General features: G+C 60.9%; 17 protein-coding genes, 1 other RNA gene and 1 pseudogene. 15 read left to right on the top strand and 4 right to left on the bottom strand.

Going from position 1 to position 18,680, the window contains the following annotated elements; genetic code table 11:
- Positions 1 to 74: 74 nt before the first annotated feature.
- The 8 genes and pseudogenes from ligA to PF1751_RS20590 all read left to right on the top strand — a co-directional run bounded on the left by ligA (position 75) and on the right by PF1751_RS20590 (position 8,435).
- The gene (ligA, locus tag PF1751_RS20615) at positions 75 to 2,432 is read left to right on the top strand and encodes an NAD-dependent DNA ligase LigA (protein ID WP_044287667.1); all 2,358 of its coding nucleotides are present in this window, start codon (positions 75 to 77) and stop codon (positions 2,430 to 2,432) included.
- 176 nt (positions 2,433 to 2,608) lie between these two features.
- Positions 2,609 to 3,772 carry a zinc-binding metallopeptidase family protein gene (locus tag PF1751_RS20610; protein WP_010208528.1) on the top strand — a complete coding sequence of 388 codons (1,164 nt, stop codon included), beginning with the start codon at positions 2,609 to 2,611 and terminating at the stop codon, positions 3,770 to 3,772.
- 8 nt (positions 3,773 to 3,780) lie between these two features.
- Positions 3,781 to 3,867, top strand: a pseudogene (locus PF1751_RS29565) (outer membrane lipoprotein carrier protein LolA); the annotation flags it as partial.
- A gap of 134 nt (positions 3,868 to 4,001) precedes the next feature.
- An RNA gene (gene ffs, locus PF1751_RS28560) (signal recognition particle sRNA small type) lies at positions 4,002 to 4,098 on the top strand.
- A gap of 127 nt (positions 4,099 to 4,225) precedes the next feature.
- Positions 4,226 to 4,657: a hypothetical protein gene (locus tag PF1751_RS20605; protein WP_042571910.1), complete on the top strand. Its 432-nt coding sequence runs from the start codon at positions 4,226 to 4,228 to the stop codon at positions 4,655 to 4,657.
- A 20-nt stretch (positions 4,658 to 4,677) separates the two neighbouring features.
- Positions 4,678 to 6,639, top strand: a complete 1,962-nt coding sequence (locus PF1751_RS20600; RefSeq protein WP_042571909.1) for a DEAD/DEAH box helicase — start codon at positions 4,678 to 4,680, stop codon at positions 6,637 to 6,639.
- Between the two features lie 157 nt (positions 6,640 to 6,796).
- On the top strand, positions 6,797 to 7,843 hold the full coding sequence (locus PF1751_RS20595; RefSeq protein ID WP_010208531.1) for an N-acetylmuramidase family protein: 1,047 nt from the start codon (positions 6,797 to 6,799) through the stop codon (positions 7,841 to 7,843).
- A 1-nt stretch (position 7,844) separates the two neighbouring features.
- Positions 7,845 to 8,435, top strand: coding sequence for a hypothetical protein (locus PF1751_RS20590; RefSeq protein WP_021490925.1), 591 nt, complete (start codon positions 7,845 to 7,847; stop codon positions 8,433 to 8,435).
- Positions 8,436 to 8,491: 56 nt separating this feature from the next.
- On the opposite strand, the gene PF1751_RS20585 is transcribed toward PF1751_RS20590, so the two are convergent.
- Complete coding sequence (locus tag PF1751_RS20585) at positions 8,492 to 9,355, bottom strand: LysR family transcriptional regulator (protein ID WP_010208534.1); 864 nt, start codon at positions 9,353 to 9,355, stop codon at positions 8,492 to 8,494.
- A gap of 102 nt (positions 9,356 to 9,457) precedes the next feature.
- On the opposite strand from PF1751_RS20585, the gene PF1751_RS20580 reads away from it, so the two are divergent.
- Entirely contained in the window at positions 9,458 to 10,417 is a 960-nt protein-coding gene (locus PF1751_RS20580; RefSeq protein WP_010208535.1) for a DMT family transporter, read from the top strand.
- Here PF1751_RS20580 and PF1751_RS20575 read toward each other — a convergent pair.
- On the bottom strand, positions 10,331 to 10,702 hold the full coding sequence (locus PF1751_RS20575) for a VOC family protein (RefSeq protein ID WP_044287664.1): 372 nt from the start codon (positions 10,700 to 10,702) through the stop codon (positions 10,331 to 10,333). The genes PF1751_RS20580 and PF1751_RS20575 overlap by 87 nt on opposite strands.
- Before the next feature lie 321 nt (positions 10,703 to 11,023).
- On the opposite strand from PF1751_RS20575, the gene dnaX reads away from it, so the two are divergent.
- The 5 genes from dnaX to PF1751_RS20550 all read left to right on the top strand — a co-directional run bounded on the left by dnaX (position 11,024) and on the right by PF1751_RS20550 (position 16,562).
- On the top strand, positions 11,024 to 13,078 hold the full coding sequence (gene dnaX, locus PF1751_RS20570) for a DNA polymerase III subunit gamma/tau (RefSeq protein WP_042571906.1): 2,055 nt from the start codon (positions 11,024 to 11,026) through the stop codon (positions 13,076 to 13,078).
- 43 nt (positions 13,079 to 13,121) lie between these two features.
- Positions 13,122 to 13,460, top strand: a complete 339-nt coding sequence (locus tag PF1751_RS20565; RefSeq protein ID WP_003175481.1) for a YbaB/EbfC family nucleoid-associated protein — start codon at positions 13,122 to 13,124, stop codon at positions 13,458 to 13,460.
- Positions 13,461 to 13,594: 134 nt separating this feature from the next.
- Complete coding sequence (locus PF1751_RS20560) at positions 13,595 to 14,620, top strand: NADP-dependent oxidoreductase (protein WP_010208538.1); 1,026 nt, start codon at positions 13,595 to 13,597, stop codon at positions 14,618 to 14,620.
- Positions 14,621 to 14,678: 58 nt separating this feature from the next.
- Positions 14,679 to 15,281 (top strand): recombination mediator RecR, encoded by a 603-nt coding sequence (gene recR, locus PF1751_RS20555; RefSeq protein ID WP_010208540.1) that lies wholly within the window; start codon positions 14,679 to 14,681, stop codon positions 15,279 to 15,281.
- Positions 15,282 to 15,413: 132 nt separating this feature from the next.
- Positions 15,414 to 16,562 (top strand): acyl-CoA dehydrogenase family protein, encoded by a 1,149-nt coding sequence (locus PF1751_RS20550; protein ID WP_010208541.1) that lies wholly within the window; start codon positions 15,414 to 15,416, stop codon positions 16,560 to 16,562.
- Positions 16,563 to 16,696: 134 nt separating this feature from the next.
- Here PF1751_RS20550 and PF1751_RS20545 read toward each other — a convergent pair whose 3' ends face one another.
- A complete protein-coding gene (locus PF1751_RS20545) occupies positions 16,697 to 17,245 on the bottom strand; it encodes an adenine phosphoribosyltransferase (protein ID WP_010208542.1) in 549 nt (182 codons plus the stop codon).
- An 80-nt stretch (positions 17,246 to 17,325) separates the two neighbouring features.
- Positions 17,326 to 18,060 (bottom strand): fumarate/nitrate reduction transcriptional regulator Fnr, encoded by a 735-nt coding sequence (gene fnr / locus PF1751_RS20540; protein WP_010208544.1) that lies wholly within the window; start codon positions 18,058 to 18,060, stop codon positions 17,326 to 17,328.
- A gap of 152 nt (positions 18,061 to 18,212) precedes the next feature.
- Here fnr and PF1751_RS20535 point away from each other — a divergent pair, with 152 nt between their 5' ends.
- A complete protein-coding gene (locus tag PF1751_RS20535; protein WP_010208545.1) occupies positions 18,213 to 18,680 on the top strand; it encodes a FlxA-like family protein in 468 nt (155 codons plus the stop codon).

Here is an 18,680-nt window from a genome sequence, read left to right as displayed (position 1 = left end):
GCGTTGTCTGTAGAATCCGTGCACTAACATATTGAGCAGCTTCGGCTGCTCTTTTGCTTTATGAGAGAACACCCATGACCGCCGCCCACACCCGCATCCTCGAACTGCGCGCTGAACTGGATCAGCACAACTACCGTTACCACGTCCTCGACGAGCCGAGCATTCCGGACGCCGAGTACGACCGTCTGTTCCATGAGCTCAAGGCCCTGGAAGCCGAGCATCCGGACCTGGTCACGCGCGATTCTCCGACGCAGCGGGTCGGCAGTGCGGCGTTGTCGGCGTTCACCCAGGTCAAGCATGAGATCCCCATGCTCAGCCTCGGCAACGCCTTTGACGAAACCACCATGCTGGAATTCGATCGCCGGGTCACCGAAGGCCTCGACCTGCCGGCCGGTGATCTGTTTGGCAGTGGCGCGGCGGTGGAGTACAGCTGCGAACCGAAGCTGGATGGCCTGGCGGTCAGCCTGCTGTATCAGGACGGCGAACTGGTTCGCGGCGCCACCCGTGGCGACGGCACCACCGGCGAAGACATCAGCGTCAACGTGCGCACCGTGCGCAATATTCCGTTGAAGCTGCACGGCAGTGGTTGGCCGGCGACCCTGGAAGTGCGCGGTGAAGTGTTCATGTCCAAGGCCGGTTTCGAACGGCTCAACGCCTCGCAGCTGGAAGTCGGCGGCAAGACCTTCGCCAACCCGCGCAACGCCGCTGCCGGTAGTTTGCGTCAGCTGGATTCGAAGATCACCGCCAGCCGTCCGCTGGAATTCTGCTGCTACGGTGTGACCACTGATATCAGCGACACCCATATCGGCAACCTGCAACAGTTGCAGAAATGGGGCATGCCCATCAGCCGTGAGTTGAAGTTGGCAAAGGGTATCCAGGATTGCCTGGAGTACTACCGCGATATCGGCGAGCGGCGTAACAGCCTGCCGTATGAGATCGACGGCGTGGTGTTCAAGGTCAACAGCATCGCTTCCCAGCGAGAACTGGGCTTCCGCGCCCGTGAACCGCGCTGGGCCATCGCGCATAAATTCCCGGCCATGGAAGAGCTGACTGAGCTGCTAGACGTGGAATTCCAGGTTGGTCGTACTGGCGCCGTCACGCCGGTGGCACGCCTCAAGCCGGTCAAGGTCGCGGGTGTCACCGTGTCCAACGCGACCCTGCACAACATGGATGAAGTGGCGCGCCTGGGCGTGATGATCGGTGATACCGTGATCATCCGCCGCGCCGGGGATGTGATCCCGCAGGTGGTCTCAGTGGTGCTTGAGCGGCGTCCGGAAAACGCCCGTGCGGTGCCGATCCCGCAGAGCTGCCCGGTGTGTGGTTCCCACGTGGAGCGCACGCAACTGGTCAAACGCAGCAAGGGCAAGGAAACCGTCAGCGAGGGCGCGGTGTACCGTTGCGTCGGGCGTCTGGCCTGTGGCGCGCAGCTCAAGCAGGCGATTATCCATTTCGTCTCACGCCGCGCCATGGACATTGACGGCCTGGGCGACAAAACCATCGAACAACTGGTGGATGAAAAACTCATCGGCTCGCCGGCCGACCTCTACAAACTCAAGTACGAACACATCATCGACCTGGAAGGCTTTGCCGACATTTCCAGCAAGAAGCTGATCACCGCCATCGAAAACAGCAAATCCCCGACCCTGGCGCGCTTTATCTATGCGCTGGGCATTCCTGATGTAGGCGAGGAGACCGCCAAGGTGCTGGCGCGCTCCCTGGCCTCCCTGGAGCGCGTGCAGAAGGCCTTGCCCGAAGTGCTGACGTACTTGCCGGACGTGGGCCTGGAAGTGGCGCATGAGATCCACAGTTTCTTTGAAGACAGCCATAACCAGGACGTGATCGGCGCGCTGCTGTCGCCGGAAGAGTGCGGCCTGCAATTGCAGGATCAGGGTGACCTGAGTGCCGAATTCGCCGCCAGCACCACACTGGGCGGGTTGCTCGACAAGCTGCACGTACCGAGCGTCGGCCCGGGCGCCGCGCAAAAGCTGGCGGACAAGTTCGTCACCCTCGAAGGCGTAATCAAGGCCGACTGGCTGGACATGCGCCAGGCCCTGCCGGAGAAACAGGCCAAGGCCGTGCGCGAGTTCTTCGATAATGCCGACAACGCCCACCGCGCCCTGGCCATCGAGCAGCAGCTCAAAGACTTCGGTATGCATTGGGACAGCGAGAAGAAGGTGGTCGAAGGCTTGCCCGAAGCCGGGCACACCTGGGTACTCACCGGTTCGCTGGAGTTGATGAGCCGCGACGTGGCCAAGGAGAAGCTCGAAAGCCTGGGCGCCAAGGTGGCGGGATCTGTGTCGGCGAAGACCCACTGCGTGGTGGCTGGGCCGGGCGCCGGTTCCAAGCTGACCAAGGCCAGCGAATTGGGCTTGAAGGTGCTGGATGAAGAAGCCTTCGTCGCCTTCCTCGCCAGGAACAACATCAAGGTCTGAACCGATCCCACTGTAGGAGCGAGCTTGCTCGCGAAAAACTTGAGAGCGTCTCGATAAACCAGGAACGCTGCGTCATCGTTGACGTTCTTCGCGAGCAAGCTCGCTCCCACAGAAGCCATGTTGAACGATCGGTAGCGGGAAATGATCTAGTCTCAGTCACCCAGGGAGAGATCGCCATGTTCCGCTACTTCGAGCAACTCAGTTCGCGCATCGCTGCACCGTTCGTAGCCGGCACATCCCGCGACAGCAAAGTGTGGCAGTGCCGTTGCGGCCAATCGCTGTTCTTTCGCAACAGCCAATGCCTGGCCTGCCAGGCGCTGCTCGGCTACCAAGCCCAACAAAGTCGTCTCGCCTCCCTGCAACCCGGCCCCGTCGAAGGCACCTGGCTGCAGGACGGCAACCTCGACGCCGGTGCTTTCCGCCGCTGCGCCAACCTCGATACACCGGCCGCTTGCAACTGGCTGATCCCGGCCCACAGCACCGCGCCGCTGTGCGTGGCGTGCAGCCTGAACCGCACCATTCCTGACTTGTCGATCGCGCAAAACCACGAACGCTGGCGCAAAGTCGAAACCGCCAAGCGCCGCCTGGTAGCACAGCTCATTAGTCTGGGTTTACAAGTGGTTCCCAAAAGCGTCGACGAAGACACGGGCCTGGCCTTCGACTTCGTCGGCATCGACCTGGAAGGCAACGCGCCCATGACCGGCCACGCCAACGGCCTGATCACCCTGGACATCAAGGAGGCCGACGACGCCCACCGCGAGAAAGTCCGCGTACAAATGCGCGAACCCTACCGAACGTTGCTCGGGCACTTTCGCCATGAGGTCGGCCACTACTACTGGGATCGCCTGATCGCCAATACCCACTGGCTTGAACCGTTTCGCCACCTGTTCGGCGACGAACGCGCCAGTTACGCCGACGCCCTCGACCAGCATTACCAAAACGGCCCACGCCCAGACTGGCAACAAACCTGCGTCAGCGCCTACGCCACCATGCACCCCTGGGAAGACTGGGCCGAAACCTGGGCGCACTACCTGCACATGATGGACGCCGTCGACACCGCCCTCGGCTTTGGCATGAGCGCCCGTGAGATGGACCTGGATTACCAGCCATTCCCGCTCACCACCCTGTACGACCCCGAACACCCCGGCGGCGTGGCCTTCCTGTCGTTCGTCAACGCCTGGATCGAACTGGCCGGCATGCTCAATGAACTGTCACGCAGCATGGGCCAACCGGACTTCTATCCCTTCGTGCTGCCACCGGCGGTGATTGCCAAACTGCACTTTATTCACTTGGTCATTCAGGAAGAAGGCGGCAGGGCCGACGAAGCCGTTCTTTTGTAGGCGCGAGCTTGCTCGCGAAGAGCGTCAACGATGACGCAGTGTTCCTGGTTTATCGAGGCGCTCTCAAGTTTTTCGCGAGCAAGCTCGCTCCTACAGAGAATTATGTGAATCCACCAGTCAAGTGCTTGAACCATCGAATATTTTTAATCCGCCGCCAACGGTTGTAACTTCCGATGAGATCGGTACAATGGCCCCGCTTGCCGAGAGGCAGGCGTCGTTATGGTGACCCCATCGGTCCCCCCGCAACGATTACCCGTGAACCTGGTCAGAGCCGGAAGGCAGCAGCCACAGCGGGAACATTGTGTGCCGGGGTGTGGCTGGTGGGGTTGCCTCCATAACGCTCTTCCTTGCAACATCTCCTCAAATTCAATTCAAAAAAATGCTTTCAAGCCATCTGCCATCGCGCAGTCCATGGCGGCATACTCCAGTGCCTGGCATCCGGAGACAACACACGTGGAAAAAGTCGACGACCTCACTCGCGAAAAACTGCGGGAGTGGCAGATGCGGCGCCTGGAGATCAAGGACCGCATTCAATCGCATCCTGAACAGACCCTGGAATTGTCGAGGGTGCTGGACCTCATGGACGACGAGCACGCGGAAATCCTCAGCCAGGCGGAAATGATCCGGTCTGCGGACGCGTCCCAAGAGCCCGCACCGCCCGCCGAGGCCGTGCCGACGCCCCTCACGGGCGCCTACACGCTGCAGTTGAATGTGGCCGCGCAAAGTGCCGAGGACCTGCGCCGGTTGCTGGATATGGCGGTCTTCGAACTCCAGCAGCAGGTCAATGCGATGGCCGCTAAGGCTGACGCGGGTCCCCATTGCGGCGGTATGTCTGGCTCCCTGGGGGAGTATCGGTTTGAACTGGGCGGTCAGGGCAATGCCTGATTCCCTGGCGGCGAGGCACTATGCAACCGGAACACTTTGATTTATCCAGTCCTGTCTTCCTGCCCGTCACGGATGAAACCTGCACGGGCCTGCTCGGGACGGACGGCGCCAAGACGCTGATGGGCCTGACAGACCCGGAGCTGGCTGCCGTGCTGGTCATCCAGAACCTGGCCCAGGCGGCGGAAAAAGACCTGACCTGCGCTGGCGCCGAGCGCATTTTGGCCAAGCTGCTCGACTGGGCGGTGGACAACCGGGCAGAGGGCGCCGCGACGTTGTTGTCCGAAGCCCAGCGGTTGTTCGATCCCCGCAAGCTGTACTTCGGTTTCAACGCCCTTAAAACGGTCAATCTGCGCCTGCTCTCGCCTGAAGAAGTCGCAGCGCGGGATTACCTGCTGCCCACCGGCAAATGGGATATTGGCTACAAGGTCCGTCATCTGCGCAGCAACGATCCGTTCAGCCAGCAGATGGTCACGCCCCGGCACCGCGAGCGCTGGCTCAGCCCGGCCCAGGACAAGCTGGTGCGGACCTTCCGCGCCAACCTCAACGAAGACCTGCATGTCCAAGGTTACGCCGGCATCGGTAAGAGCCACCTGCTGGGCGCCTTGATGGAGTGCCTGCGGCCCGCCCAGACCTTGATACTGGCGCGTACCGGGGCGAAGCTCGCCACCTTGCGTGAACGCATGGGTTTGGCCAGGGACAGCAAGACCGGCTCGACCTTTGCCGCCTTCGCCAAAGCGCTGTTACAGGGGCAACGACCGTCCGTGCAGGCCTCGCCGGCCCGGTTGCCCGGCAAACACGAAGTGTCGCAGACCCTCAATATCCATGGCTGGCGCGGTCACGATGGCGCGGCGACGCTCGATATCTGCCTGAAGGTGCTCGACAGCTATTGCCATTCCAACCATCACAGCCTGTCGGCCCGGCACTTGCCGCATTTCAAGCAACCCTTGTCCAACGTGGATGCCCAGGCGTTGCTGGAGTACTCCAGCCGGTTGTGGACGTATCTGGACGCCAATCCGCAATGGGCCGGTCAGACGGCCTTCGCAGCGCTGTTGCTGATCAAGCGTGCGAGCCTCGATGGCTGCGAGGTGCCGCCCCGGTACACTCATGTGCTGATCGATGAAGCCCAGGACATTCCACCTTCGTTGTTGCAGATCATCGAACGCGGCCGCCAGGTGCTGATCACCCTCGGCGATGAGTACCAGCTGGCCAGCGGTGTGATGGTCAGGCGCAAGCGCGAAGTCCGGCACACCGACATCAATTACTCCGTGCGCTCGGGCCGCAACGTCGAGCGCCTGGTCAACCCGTTGATCAGCGTGCACTCGCAGAAGGGCAAGACGCCCTTCGAAGGCGCGCGGGATGCCGACGTTGGCATTGAGCATTACCCTCAGGGCTTCGTACCGCCGGAAGGCTGCGCGGTATTGACCGCGTCCCATTGGGACACCATGAAATGGGCGATTCAATTGCAGCAGGCCAACTGCCCGTTCGGTTTCTTCGACAGTGCAGCGCAGCAGGATCTCCAGCGCTTCATGATCAGCGTCATCGCGCTGTTCAAGCCGGAGTTCTACAGCAACGAGCACAACGACAATGGCGCCCATGCTTACTTCAGTGACATGGACGATTGGCAACAGGTACGCGATGCCAGCCAGTACGACGAGTCGTTCCTGTGGGTCGAGAGCGAGCTGGAAAAAGGCTTCAATGTCGCCGATATCACGCGTTTGAACCGCCTGAGCGGCGTCCCTGGCAAACGCTGCCTGCTGATGCTGGCGGAGGAGGCGGGCGGCATGGAGTTCGACCGGGTGCTGCTGACGCCCGAACTGCTGACCAACGTGAAATTCAAGGACGCCTACGCGTTCGACCAGCGGCTGTGTGCGGTATACATCGCCATTTCCCGGGCGCGGATGCAGCTTTACCTGCCTTACGACGTGGTCGAGTGGATTGATTTCCACACGTATCAGAAAACCCGTGAATTCCACGGTTACTGATTTAATTAATTCGGCTGTTTCACAACTTTCAGCGGTCGCTCTGGACAACCTAAAACCACCTTGTTAGTTTCCGCCAGCCACTTGTTTCAGAGTGTGACAAGGGTGCGGAGTTGATATTGAAGTGCCATCACCTCTTTAACTAACAAGGATGTCTGTGATGAAAAGCCTGCAAGGGTTGCCCCGTCTTATCAGTGCTTCGGTAGGCGCGCCCGGTAAAGCCCGCAACTTGCCCGCCGATGTGCAGTGCATTCAGTATTTATTCAATTTGATCATTCCCAAACTGGGCTTCCCACTGGCTGAAAACGGTAAGTGCGACGGTCAGTTGGTGCAGTGCATCAGCCAGTATCAGTTCCGTCACCTCAAATATGCGCACCCCGATGGTGTGATCGACCCGACCGGTAAAACCTTCAACAGCCTCATCGAAGAAGCGGTGAAGGTACCGGTGAAGGCGTTCCCGAGCATGCGTATCCCGACCTTCCTGAATGTGTTCGGCAACAACCAGGCAGATGCGGTGCAGGCCACGGTCAATGTGTATCTCGACCGCATGCGCGCGATGATCGAGGCCGAGAAACGCAACCGCCAATTGATGCTCCAGGCCACGTGTGACGGGGGGATGACCCTCAGCGAGACCGACTTCCAGAACGCCGCCACGCAGTTGGGTGGCGGTATTTCGGTGAACATCATCAAGGCCTTCGCCACCGTGGAGTCCGGCGGACGTTCGGGGTTCGGTCCGGCCAAATTGCCGGTGATCGCGTTTGAAGGGCACCTGTTTCGCAAGTACACCAAGCATATCTACGACCAGGCGCACCCGCTGCTGTCCTACCCCTACAAGAAAAAGGCCGGGCCGCAGTGGCAGACCAATAACAAGGACCAGGCCAAGGCCTGGGAAACCATGGCCACTGCCTTTGCGCTGGATCAGGAAGCCGCGTTGATGTCGGCGTCCTGGGGCATGTTTCAGATCATGGGCTTCAATTACGCCTCATGCGGTTACAAGACAGTGTTTGAATTCTCGGCGGCATTAAAAGTGAATGCCGGCAACCAACTAAAGGCGTTCCTTGGTTTTTGCAGCAAGAGCCCGGCGTTGATGAAGGCCATGAAAAGCAAAGATTTCACCAGCATGGCACGTAACTATAACGGCGAGGACTACGGCAACTATGACGTCCTTATGCAGAAAGCCTACGAGAAACTGGAAGGGAAAAAGTAAAATGATGCGTTATCTAGCAGTGGGTGTGTTGTCGTTGTGCGCCGTAGCCCCCGTCTTCGCCGGCTCGCCTGCATTGCATTCCGGCAAGTACGAAGGGCTGATGCTGGCGGTGACGCCCGAGCACCAGGTGGAAGGTTACTACTCGGAAGAAATGGGCGAGGGCGTGACCCGCAGCTGCAGTTTCTACCTGCAAGGCAAGCCCGCCGCGCTGACCACTTGGCTCGATGACGCTTATCCCGGCAGCGTGGCGCCTTCCTCCGACGGCGTGACCCTGACCGTGGCGCAAGGCCGCCAGCATCCCGGTTGCCTCAACGTGCTGATGCCGGAGATTGCCACCGGCCTGGACCTGAGCCAGACCGCAAGCAAAAAATGGATTGGCTTGGTGAAGGTCTCCGCCGACAAGGCTTACCTGCTGAAAAACCCAAATGCCAAGCCTGCTAAACGCCCGTACATCGTCAAGAACGACGTGGTCGGTGTCCTGGCATTCAAGGATGGCTGGGCCCAGGTCGAGTTCATCAATGCCGATGATCGCTCGTTTACGGGGTGGATCAGCCAGGATCAGTACGCGCGGTTAGCGGCCCCCCAGAGCTGATCTCGACAACGATAACAATCTAAGTGTGGGGGCAGTCCCCAAATGTTGGATCTTCATTAACCGAATGTTTCGCGCAGTAATCCGGCAAACGCATCCCGTGCCAGGTGCCGCTGCGTGTCCTTGTGCCAGAACAGCAGGTTTTCCACCGCCTGCAGTTCCTCGAACCGGTACGACGCCAGCTGGTTGGCCTGCTCATAGCGGGCCAGGATGCCTTCCGGTGCCAGCGCCACACCAATCCCTGCACTCACACAACCAATGATCGTGCCCCAACTGGCGTAGCTGGCGATGGCCGGTTTGAAGGCGTGGGGCTTGACCCAGTTTTCCAGCGCCGCCCGATAGGGACAGCCGGGTGGCCACACCAGGAGGGTGCGCCCGGCCAGGTCTTCGGCGCTGCGGATCGGCTCGCTGGAGGCGCTGGCGATCAGTACTAGGCGTTCGCTGTAGACCACGCTGTGTTCGAGCTTTGCGCGTTTGTTGCCGGCGGCCACCAGCGCCACATCCAGGCGATGGTGCTGCAGGTCATCGAGCAGCTCGCCCCAGGCACCGGTTACCAGTTCCAGGCTGACATCCGGGTAGCGCCGGTGATACTCCGCCAGCAGCGGCGGCAGGCGGCCACTGGCGCTGGACTCCACTGCGCCGATACGCAGGGTGCCACGGGGAATGGCATTGGCGTCCACGGCGCGTTTGGATTCGTCCACCAGGGCCAGGATACGCTCGCAGTACTCCAGGAAAATCTCACCCGCCGCACTGATCGCCAACCCGCGCCCGGCACGGATGAACAGTGGCGTGCCCAACTCGCTCTCCAGCTGCTTGATCCGCGTGGTGATGTTGGACGGCACGCAGTGCAATTGCACGGCGGCTTGGGCCACGCTGCCGGTTTGCGCCACGGCTCGCACCATTTTCAGTTGGGCCAGTTCCATTGCTCAGTTCCAGTGATTTCAGAAGTCAGAAACGGTTAATTGTCCTACGCGTTGCTCGGGCCAAGACTGACAGCATTCCTTCTCAGTATTCGGATGCCGTCGATGAACACCCCGTCCCCCCTGAAGCTTACGCTAGTCATCGCCAGCGTCATCCTTTGTTGGGCCTATTCGCCGATTGGCGTACACATGGGGCTGCTCAGCTACGGCCCTGGTCAGCTGGCGCTGTTGCGGTTCTTGATCGCTTCGGTGTTCATGGCCGGTGTGGCGCTGGTGATGGGCATCGGTCGGCCACGCCTGTGGGATCTACCGTGGCTGCTGGTGTTGAGTTTTTTCGGGGTATTCCTGCACCACACCAGCCTCAATTACGGACAGCAATTCGTGACGGCGGGGGCGTCCAGCGTGCTTGCGCAATCGGCGCCGCTGTTCAGTGTGTTGATTGCGTTTTTCTGCTTGAAGGAACGGGTCAGCCTCTGGCGCTGGAGCTGTGTGCTGCTGGGGTTGCTCGGTGTGCTGGTGGTGATCTGGGGCGATCACGGGGTGGGGAATATCGACCCGCGCGGCTTGCTGCTGCTGTTGGCGGCGGTGTCGTGGAGCCTGTACTTCGCCATCCAGAAGCACTACGCCCACCGCTACAGCCCGCTGACGATGGCGTGCTACATGGTCTGGGGCGGCACCCTGATGCTTTGCGTGAACCTGCCGGGCCTGTCGTCTGCCGTGGTACAGGCGCCGTTGCCGGAAAACCTTGCGGTGCTGGTGCTTGGGATTTTCCCCAGCGCCTTGGCGTACCTGGCCTGGGGTTATGTGTTGAAACATGTCGAGGTCAGCCGTGCGTCGGTAGCGATGTACCTGATCCCGCCCGTGGCCATGATGATGGCGGCGACGCTGTTGGGTGAACACATCACCCTGCAAGTGGTGCTGGGCGGTGTGATCGTGTTGGCCAGCGTGGCCGCCATCAGCCTGGAAGGGCGCTGGCGCTCAGTCGCTCAGGCAAAACGCGCGCAGCCGGTGGCCGTCGAGGTCCTGGGCGACGAAGGTGTAGCCGAAATCCAGGGTGGTCGGTGACTGGATGATCGTCGCGCCGCGCGCTACCCACTGGTCGTGCAACGCGTCCACAGCGGCCTTGTCGGCCAGAGACAGGCCCACTTCACCCCCGCCGCCCGTGAGCTGCGCCGCCGGCTGCACGGTATGACGTGACCACAATCCCAGCTTCACGCCATTGTCGAGCATGAACAGGGCGAAGGTCGGGTTGAGTTCCACGGGCGGCTTGTCCAACAGGCGGCTATAGAAGTTGGCGCTGGTGGCCGGACTGTCGACGTACAGCAAAAAGTAATGGGCGACGGTGTACATGTTGGCTCCTTGGAAGCGCGTGTTGTGAGGGGCCGAGTCTATAAGGCGGTGCTGTCAGTTCCTGTCAGGAGTCTCATCGGTGTGGAGCTGGATGATTTGCTCGATCTCGCCCGACATCTTCATAGCGGTGGGGGCGCTGCAAGGCTGCCCGTGGCCATCATTCATAAAACGCCCAGATGTGTGCGCCTAAGCTCTCCGGGTTCAGGCCTTTTCGGGGCCAGTCACAAGGGCTTAGTCAGATTAGGCAAGCATGCCGGATGCAATTTCCCCCTTGCTCCGCTAGCATTACCGGCTTCTGTTTCCCAGTTGCGACGGTTTTCGATGAGTTATCAGGTTCTTGCACGTAAATGGCGTCCGCGCTCGTTCCGCGAAATGGTCGGCCAGACCCATGTGCTCAAGGCTCTGATCAATGCCTTGGACAGCCAACGGCTGCACCACGCGTACCTGTTCACCGGTACGCGGGGGGTGGGCAAGACCACCATTGCGCGCATCATCGCCAAATGCCTGAACTGTGAAACCGGGATCACGTCGACGCCCTGCGGCACCTGTTCGGTGTGCAAGGAAATCGACGAAGGACGTTTTGTCGACCTGATCGAAATCGACGCCGCGAGCCGCACCAAAGTTGAAGACACCCGCGAGCTGCTCGACAACGTGCAGTACGCGCCGAGCCGTGGCCGCTTCAAGGTTTACCTGATCGACGAAGTGCACATGCTCTCCAGCCACTCCTTCAACGCCCTGTTGAAAACCCTGGAAGAGCCGCCGCCCTACGTCAAATTCATCCTGGCCACCACCGACCCGCAGAAACTTCCTGCAACGATTCTGTCGCGGTGCCTGCAGTTCTCCCTGAAAAACATGACCCCCGAGCGCGTGGTGGAGCATTTGACCCACGTGCTGGGTGTCGAGAACGTACCGTTCGAAGACGACGCATTGTGGCTGCTCGGCCGCGCCGCCGATGGCTCGATGCGTGACGCCATGAGCCTCACCGACCAGGCCATCGCCTTTGGTGAAGGCAAGGTCATGGCCGCCGACGTGCGCGCCATGCTCGGCACCCTCGACCACGGCCAGGTTTTCGACGTGCTGCACGCGCTGATCGAAGGCGACGCCAAGGCGCTGCTCGAAGCCGTGCGCCATCTGTCGGAACAAGGCCCTGACTGGAACGGTGTGCTTTCGGAAATCCTCAATGTGCTGCACCGCGTCGCCATCGCCCAGGCCCTGCCTGAGGGTGTCGACAACGGCCATGGCGACCGCGATCGCGTGTTGGCCCTGGCCCAGGCGTTGCCGGCCGAAGACGTGCAGTTCTATTACCAGATGGGTTTGATCGGCCGCCGCGACCTGCCCCTGGCACCCGACCCGCGTGGTGGCTTTGAAATGGTGCTGCTGCGGATGCTGGCGTTCCGGCCCGCCGATTCGGCCGATGCGCCGAGACAGCCGCTAAAGCCAGTGGGGATCAGCCAGGCCACAGTTGATTCCGCCAAACCAGTGGCTGGCGCGGCGGTGGTAGCGCCAGTGGTTGCTGCGCCTGCGCCCGTAGCACCTGTGCCAGAGCCTGAGCCTGTGGTCGCTGCACCCGTGGTCGAGCCGGAACCGGTTGTCGTGCCTGAGTCGGTCGTCGACCTGCCCTGGAATGATCCGGTTGACGCTGAAGTCGAAGCTGAGCAATTGCCCGCCGTGGAGCCCGTGCTGGATACCACCGGCGAGCAGCCCGAGTTGACTCCGATGCCTACCCCGACCCCGGACAGCGTGGTGCCTGACGCCCCTGAATGGGTCAGCGCGCCGGTTCCCGAGCCGACCGTGGCCCAGGTGGAAGCGGCGACGCCGGGTATCGACCTCGACGACGAGCCGCCGCTGGACGAAGACTACATCGAGCCGGATATGGATTCGGCCTACAGCTACCTGGACGACCTGGCCAGCGAACACACCACCGAGCCGGCCCCCGAGCCCGAGGCGGAACCCGCTGCCGCACCGGCGACCGGCCTGGCCCTGCAATGGCTGGAATTGTTTCCGAAACTGCCGATTTCCGGCATGACCGGCAGCATCGCCGCCAACTGCACCCTGATTTCCATCGACGGCGATCACTGGCTGTTGCACCTGGACCCGGCCCACAGCGCCCTGTTCAATGCGACCCAGCAACGCCGCTTGAATGACGCGCTGAACCAGTACCATGAGCGCACGCTGAGCATTACCATCGAGCTGATCAAGCCCGAGCAGGAAACCCCGGCCCAGGCCGCGACCCGCCGGCGCATCAACCGTCAGCGTGAGGCCGAGGACTCGATCCATGGTGATCCGCTTATCCAGCAAATGATGCAACAGTTCGGTGCGGTCGTCCGTCACGATACTATTGAACCTGTCGAAGCTCCGGTGCCTCAGGCGTCCTGATACCGGGCTACTAATTTGATCCACGTACTTTGAGGTGATTCCCATGATGAAAGGTGGCATGGCCGGCCTGATGAAGCAGGCGCAGCAGATGCAGGAAAAGATGGCCAAGATGCAGGAAGAACTGGCCAACGCCGAAGTCACCGGTAAAGCCGGTGGCGATATGGTCAGTGTGGTGATGACCGGTCGTCACGACATCAAACGTGTGAGCATCGACCCAAGCGTGCTGCCAGGCGTCGGCGAAGATGATCTGGAAATGCTTGAGGCCTTGTTCGCGGCGGCCGTCAACGACGCCGTGCGCAAAATCGAAGCCAACAGCCAGGAAAAAATGGGCGGCGTGACCGCTGGCATGCAATTGCCTCCGGGCATGAAGCTGCCGTTCTGATCCTGTCGCTTTAGCTAGACTCCAATGCCAGGCCTCGTGCCTGGCATTTTTGTTTGTGCCAAATCTGATCGAACCCTGGCACAGCACGCATGGTCTGCACCCTATACCGATGGATTCGATAAAGGACCCCCTTCATGCCTCAAGAACCGACCCTGAACCAGCGCATTGTCCTGGTCTCACGCCCCCAGGGCGCACCGACCCCGGAAAACTTCCGTTTGGAACGCGTGAATCTGCCGGAGTTGGCGGACGGCCAAGTCCTGCTGAAGACGTTGTACCTGTCCCTGGACCCCTACATGCGCGGGCGCATGAGTGACGCGCCGTCCTACGCAGCACCGGTGGAAATCGACGAAGTAATGACCGGTGGGGCTGTCAGCCGTATCGAACAATCGCGTAATCCGAAATTCGAAGTGGGCGATCTGGTGGTGGGTGCCACGGGGTGGCAGAGCCACTGCATCTCCGATGGCCGTAACCTGATGCCAGTGCCCAAGGGACTGGCCAGCCCGTCCATGGCCTTGGGTGTGCTGGGCATGCCGGGCATGACCGCCTACATGGGCTTGATGGACATCGGCCAGCCCAAGGCCGGGGAAACCCTGGTAGTCGCCGCAGCGTCTGGCGCGGTGGGTTCGGTGGTGGGGCAGGTGGCCAAGCTCAAGGGCTTGCGCGTGGTCGGGATCGCTGGGGGCGCAGACAAGTGCCGCTACGTGGTAGATGAGTTGGGCTTTGATGTCTGCGTCGATCACAAGAGCGCGACCTTTGCCAATGACCTGGCCCTGGCGTGCTTCAAGGGCGTTGATATCTATTTTGAAAACGTCGGAGGCAAGGTGTTCGATGCCGTGGTGCCGCTGCTCAATCCCAAGGCGCGCATCCCACTGTGCGGGTTGATCGCCGGTTACAACGCCCATGAAGCCCCCAGTGGTCCTGATCGCCTGCCAGCCTTGCAGCGAACGCTGCTGACCAAGCGGGTGCGCATCCAGGGCTTTATCGTGTTCGATGACTACGGCGATCGCCAGCCCGAGTTCCTGAGCGCCATGGCGCCGTGGGTGCGAGACGGCAAGATCAAGTTCCGCGAGGATGTGGTCGAGGGCCTGGAGCAGGCGCCGGAGGCCTTTATCGGTCTACTGGAAGGACGCAACTTCGGCAAGTTGGTCGTGCGCATTTGACGCTAATCCGGGGCGCGGGTATAAACCGCGTCTCGTTGTTTTGTCGGACCCTTCGCCCATGAGCTTCAGCCCCCTGATTCGCCAACTGATCGACGCCCTGCGCACTTTGCCAGGTGTCGGCCAGAAAACCGCCCAGCGTATGGCGCTGCAACTGCTGGAGCGTGATCGTAGCGGCGGCACCCGGTTGGCCCAGGCCCTGAGCCAGGCCATGACCGGTGTGGGTCACTGCCGCCAGTGCCGCACGCTGACCGAAGAAGAACTCTGTCCGCAATGCGCCGACCCGCGCCGCGACGACACGCTGCTGTGCGTGGTGGAAGGGCCGATGGATGTGTACGCGGTGGAGCAGACCGGCTACCGCGGCCGCTACTTCGTGCTCAAGGGCCATCTGTCGCCGCTGGACGGCCTGGGCCCGGAAGCCATCGGCATTCCGCAATTGGTGGCGCGCATCGAAGCACAGGGCACTTTTACCGAAGTGATCCTGGCCACCAACCCGACGGTGGAAGGCGAGGCGACCGCACACTACATTGCCCAACTGCTGACCAACAAAGGCCTGATCACCTCGCGCATCGCCCATGGCGTGCCGCTGGGGGGCGAGTTGGAGTTGGTGGATGGCGGCACGCTGGCGCATTCCTTCGCTGGCCGCAAACCCATCGCACTCTAAAGAACACCGCCCCACAAATGGGGGAGCAAACCAGCTCCCACTGTATTTTGTGGGGTTGTTCAGTGTTTTGTCTTGCTTGATAACCAAGCAAGCGCTTGGTAAGTTCGCTCCATCTCGCCATGGAGCTTGCCGATGTCTGCCTATCAGGACTACTTCGACCCCAGCCACCAATTGGTCCGCGACAGCGTGCTTCGCTTCGTCAAGCGCGAGCTGTTGCCGGGCATCGAGCAGTGGGAGGAGGCGGAAAGCTTCCCCCGTGAGCTGTACCTCAAGGCCGGCGCGGCGGGAATCCTTGGCATCGGTTACCCCGAAGCGCTGGGCGGCAGCCACGAGGGCGATCTGTTCGCCAAGGTGGCAGCCAGCGAAGCACTGATGCGTTGCGGCTCCGGTGGCGTCGTGGCGGGGTTGGGGTCGTTGGATATCGGCTTGCCGCCCGTCGTCAAATGGGCGCGGCCTGAAGTGCGCGAGCGTGTGGTGCCGCAGGTGCTGTCGGGTGAAAAGATCATCGCCCTGGCGATCACTGAACCGGGCGGCGGTTCCGATGTGGCCAGTCTGCAGACTCGCGCCATTCGCGACGGCGAGCATTACCGCGTCAGCGGCAGCAAGACGTTCATCACCAGCGGCATCCGCGCCGATTTCTATACCGTGGCCGTGCGCACCGGCGCGCCGGGCTTTGCCGGCATCAGCCTGCTGCTGATCGAAAAAGGCACCCCCGGTTTTACTGTCGGCCAGCCCCTGAAGAAAATGGGCTGGTGGGCGTCGGATACGGCTGAATTGTTTTTCGATGATTGCCGAGTACCCGTAGGCAATTTGATTGGCGCCGAGAACATGGGCTTTGCCTGCATCATGGGCAACTTCCAGAGCGAGCGCCTGGCCCTGGCCTTGATGGCCAACATGACGGCGCAGATGGCGTTGGAGGAAAGCCTCAAATGGGCTGCTCAGCGCGAAGCCTTCGGCAAACCCATCGGCAGATTCCAGGTGATCAAGCATCGCCTGGCGGAGATGGCCACCGCCGTAGAGGTTTCACGGGAATTCACCTACCGCCAGGCGGCCAAGATGGCCGTGGGCATCAGCGTGATCAAAGAGATCTCGATGGCCAAGAACCTCGCCACCGACACCGCCGACCGCGTCACCTACGACGCCGTGCAGATCCTCGGGGGCCAGGGTTACATGCGCGGTAGCCTGGTGGAACGGCTGTATCGCGACAACCGTATCCTGTCCATCGGTGGTGGCACCCGCGAGGTGATGAATGAAATCATCAGCAAGCAGATGGGGTTGTGATCTGCGCTGTTCTTGTGGGCCTCATCGCGGGCAAGCCCGGCTCCCACATCTGATAGCGTTCACAGATATGAATGTGTGAACCCAATCAAATGTGGGAGCCGGGCTTGCCCGCGAAGAGGCCGGCCCTGGCAACCTTAACGTTCAGTCAATGCAAACTGCGTCAAACAAAACGTCGGAATCCCCATGTCTTCCAGGCGTTGCGACCCGCCCAGCTCCGGCAGATCAATGATCGCCGCCGCTTCGAAGATCGTCGCCCCCATGCGTCGTACCAGGTTCGCCGCCGCGATCAGGGTGCCGCCGGTGGCGATCAGGTCATCGAACATCAACACTGAATCGCCCTCGCACAGGCTGTCGGCATGCACTTCCAGGAACGCTTCGCCGTACTCGGTTTGATAACCCTCGGCCAAAACGTCTGCGGGCAGCTTGCCCTGCTTGCGGAACAGGATCAGCGGCTTGTTCAACTGGTAGGCGATGATCGAACCGATCAGGAAACCCCGGGCATCCATCGCGCCGATATGGGTGAAATCGGCTTCGACATAACGCTGGGCAAAGCTGTCCGCGACCAGGCGCAGCGCGCGCGGCGATTGGAACAGGGGCGTAATGTCACGGAAGATCACCCCAGGCTTGGGGAAGTCGATGACGGGGCGGATCAGGGATTTGATGTCGAACGAATCGAAGGTCATCGTCGAAGAGTCCTGGGGCTGGAAACGGACTCGAAGTATACCTGCGGCCTCGCCGGTTGGCGCGGCCGCAAGTGTCTGGATCAACCCTCCAGCGAACCACCCGCCAGCGCACACAGCTGGATCGGGTCGAGGATATGCACTTCCTTGCCTTCGGCGGCCAGCAGTGAGTTCTGCTGAAAGCGCGTAAACACACGGGACACGGTTTCCACCGCGAGGCCCAGGTAGTTGCCGATTTCGTTGCGCGACATGCTCAGTCGGAACTGGTTGGCCGAGAAACCACGGGCACGGAAACGCGCCGACAGGTTGACCAGGAAGGTGGCGATGCGCTCGTCGGCAGTTTTCTTGGACAACAGCAGCATCATTTGCTGGTCGTCGCGAATCTCGCGGCTCATCACGCGCATCAACTGGCGACGCAGTTGCGGCAATTGCAGGGCCAGTTCATCCAAGCGTTCGAAGGGGATTTCGCACACCGATGTGGTCTCAAGGGCCTGGGCCGACACCGGGTGAATCTCGGTGTCCATGCCCGACAAGCCGACCAGTTCGCTGGGCAGGTGGAAGCCGGTGATCTGCTCTTCGCCGCTGTCGCTCAGGCTGAACGTCTTCAATGCACCCGAACGTACTGCATAAACGGAATCGAACTTGTCGCCCTGGCGAAACAAAAACTCGCCTTTCTTCAACGGGCGGCCACGTTTAACGATGTCGTCCAGCGCATCCATGTCTTCCAAATTCAACGAAAGTGGCAAGCAGAGGGGGGCCAGGCTGCAATCCTTGCAGTGGGCCTGGCCGTGAGCGCGCAGTTTAACTGGCTCGGACATTTCTTAAATCCTTGTGGGAAAACACACATAAGACGTAAGGGTAACGCACTGGGGGCCAATCAGGCCAGCGTGTACAAAAAACCGCCAGCGGTATAAAGCTTTTTGTATCGGGGCCGATACAACGGGCATACCTATTCGTCGGAGCTCGGATCATGTCTGTTATTGCGGCCTACAACCCTGCCATTCGTATCCCGACTGTGCCGGACGCAAAGCCGATTACCGAGACCAAGGCAACAACACCGGTCATTGAAGCTGCCACTGAAACCAAAGTGGTTGAAGGTGTGACCGTGACTATTTCCGCCGATGCATTCAAGGCCGCAGGTGCGGCCAAGAGTTCCAATGCGGATATCGATGACAGTGGCCTGGACGACAACGTCAAGCAGGTGCTGAAAATGATCCGTCAGTTGAAACAACAGATTGCCGAAAAACAGGCCGAGCTGGCGGCCGTTGCAGCGGCCAATAACCTCTCCCCCGAAGAGGCCCGAGCCAAGACCAGTGCTTTGCAGAGCGAGATAAGCTCTCTGCAGGCGGGCCTGATGTCAGCTCAGGCTTCGTTGGCCAAGGCGATGAAAGGCATGAGTGCCGAGGACTCGATGAAAGCCGCCTCGCTGTCGATGTAA

Origin of the sequence: Pseudomonas simiae, assembly GCF_000934565.1 — a bacterium.
Classification (GTDB): Bacteria; Pseudomonadota; Gammaproteobacteria; order Pseudomonadales; family Pseudomonadaceae; genus Aquipseudomonas; species Aquipseudomonas simiae.
This window is presented reverse-complemented; position numbering and strand designations above follow the sequence as displayed.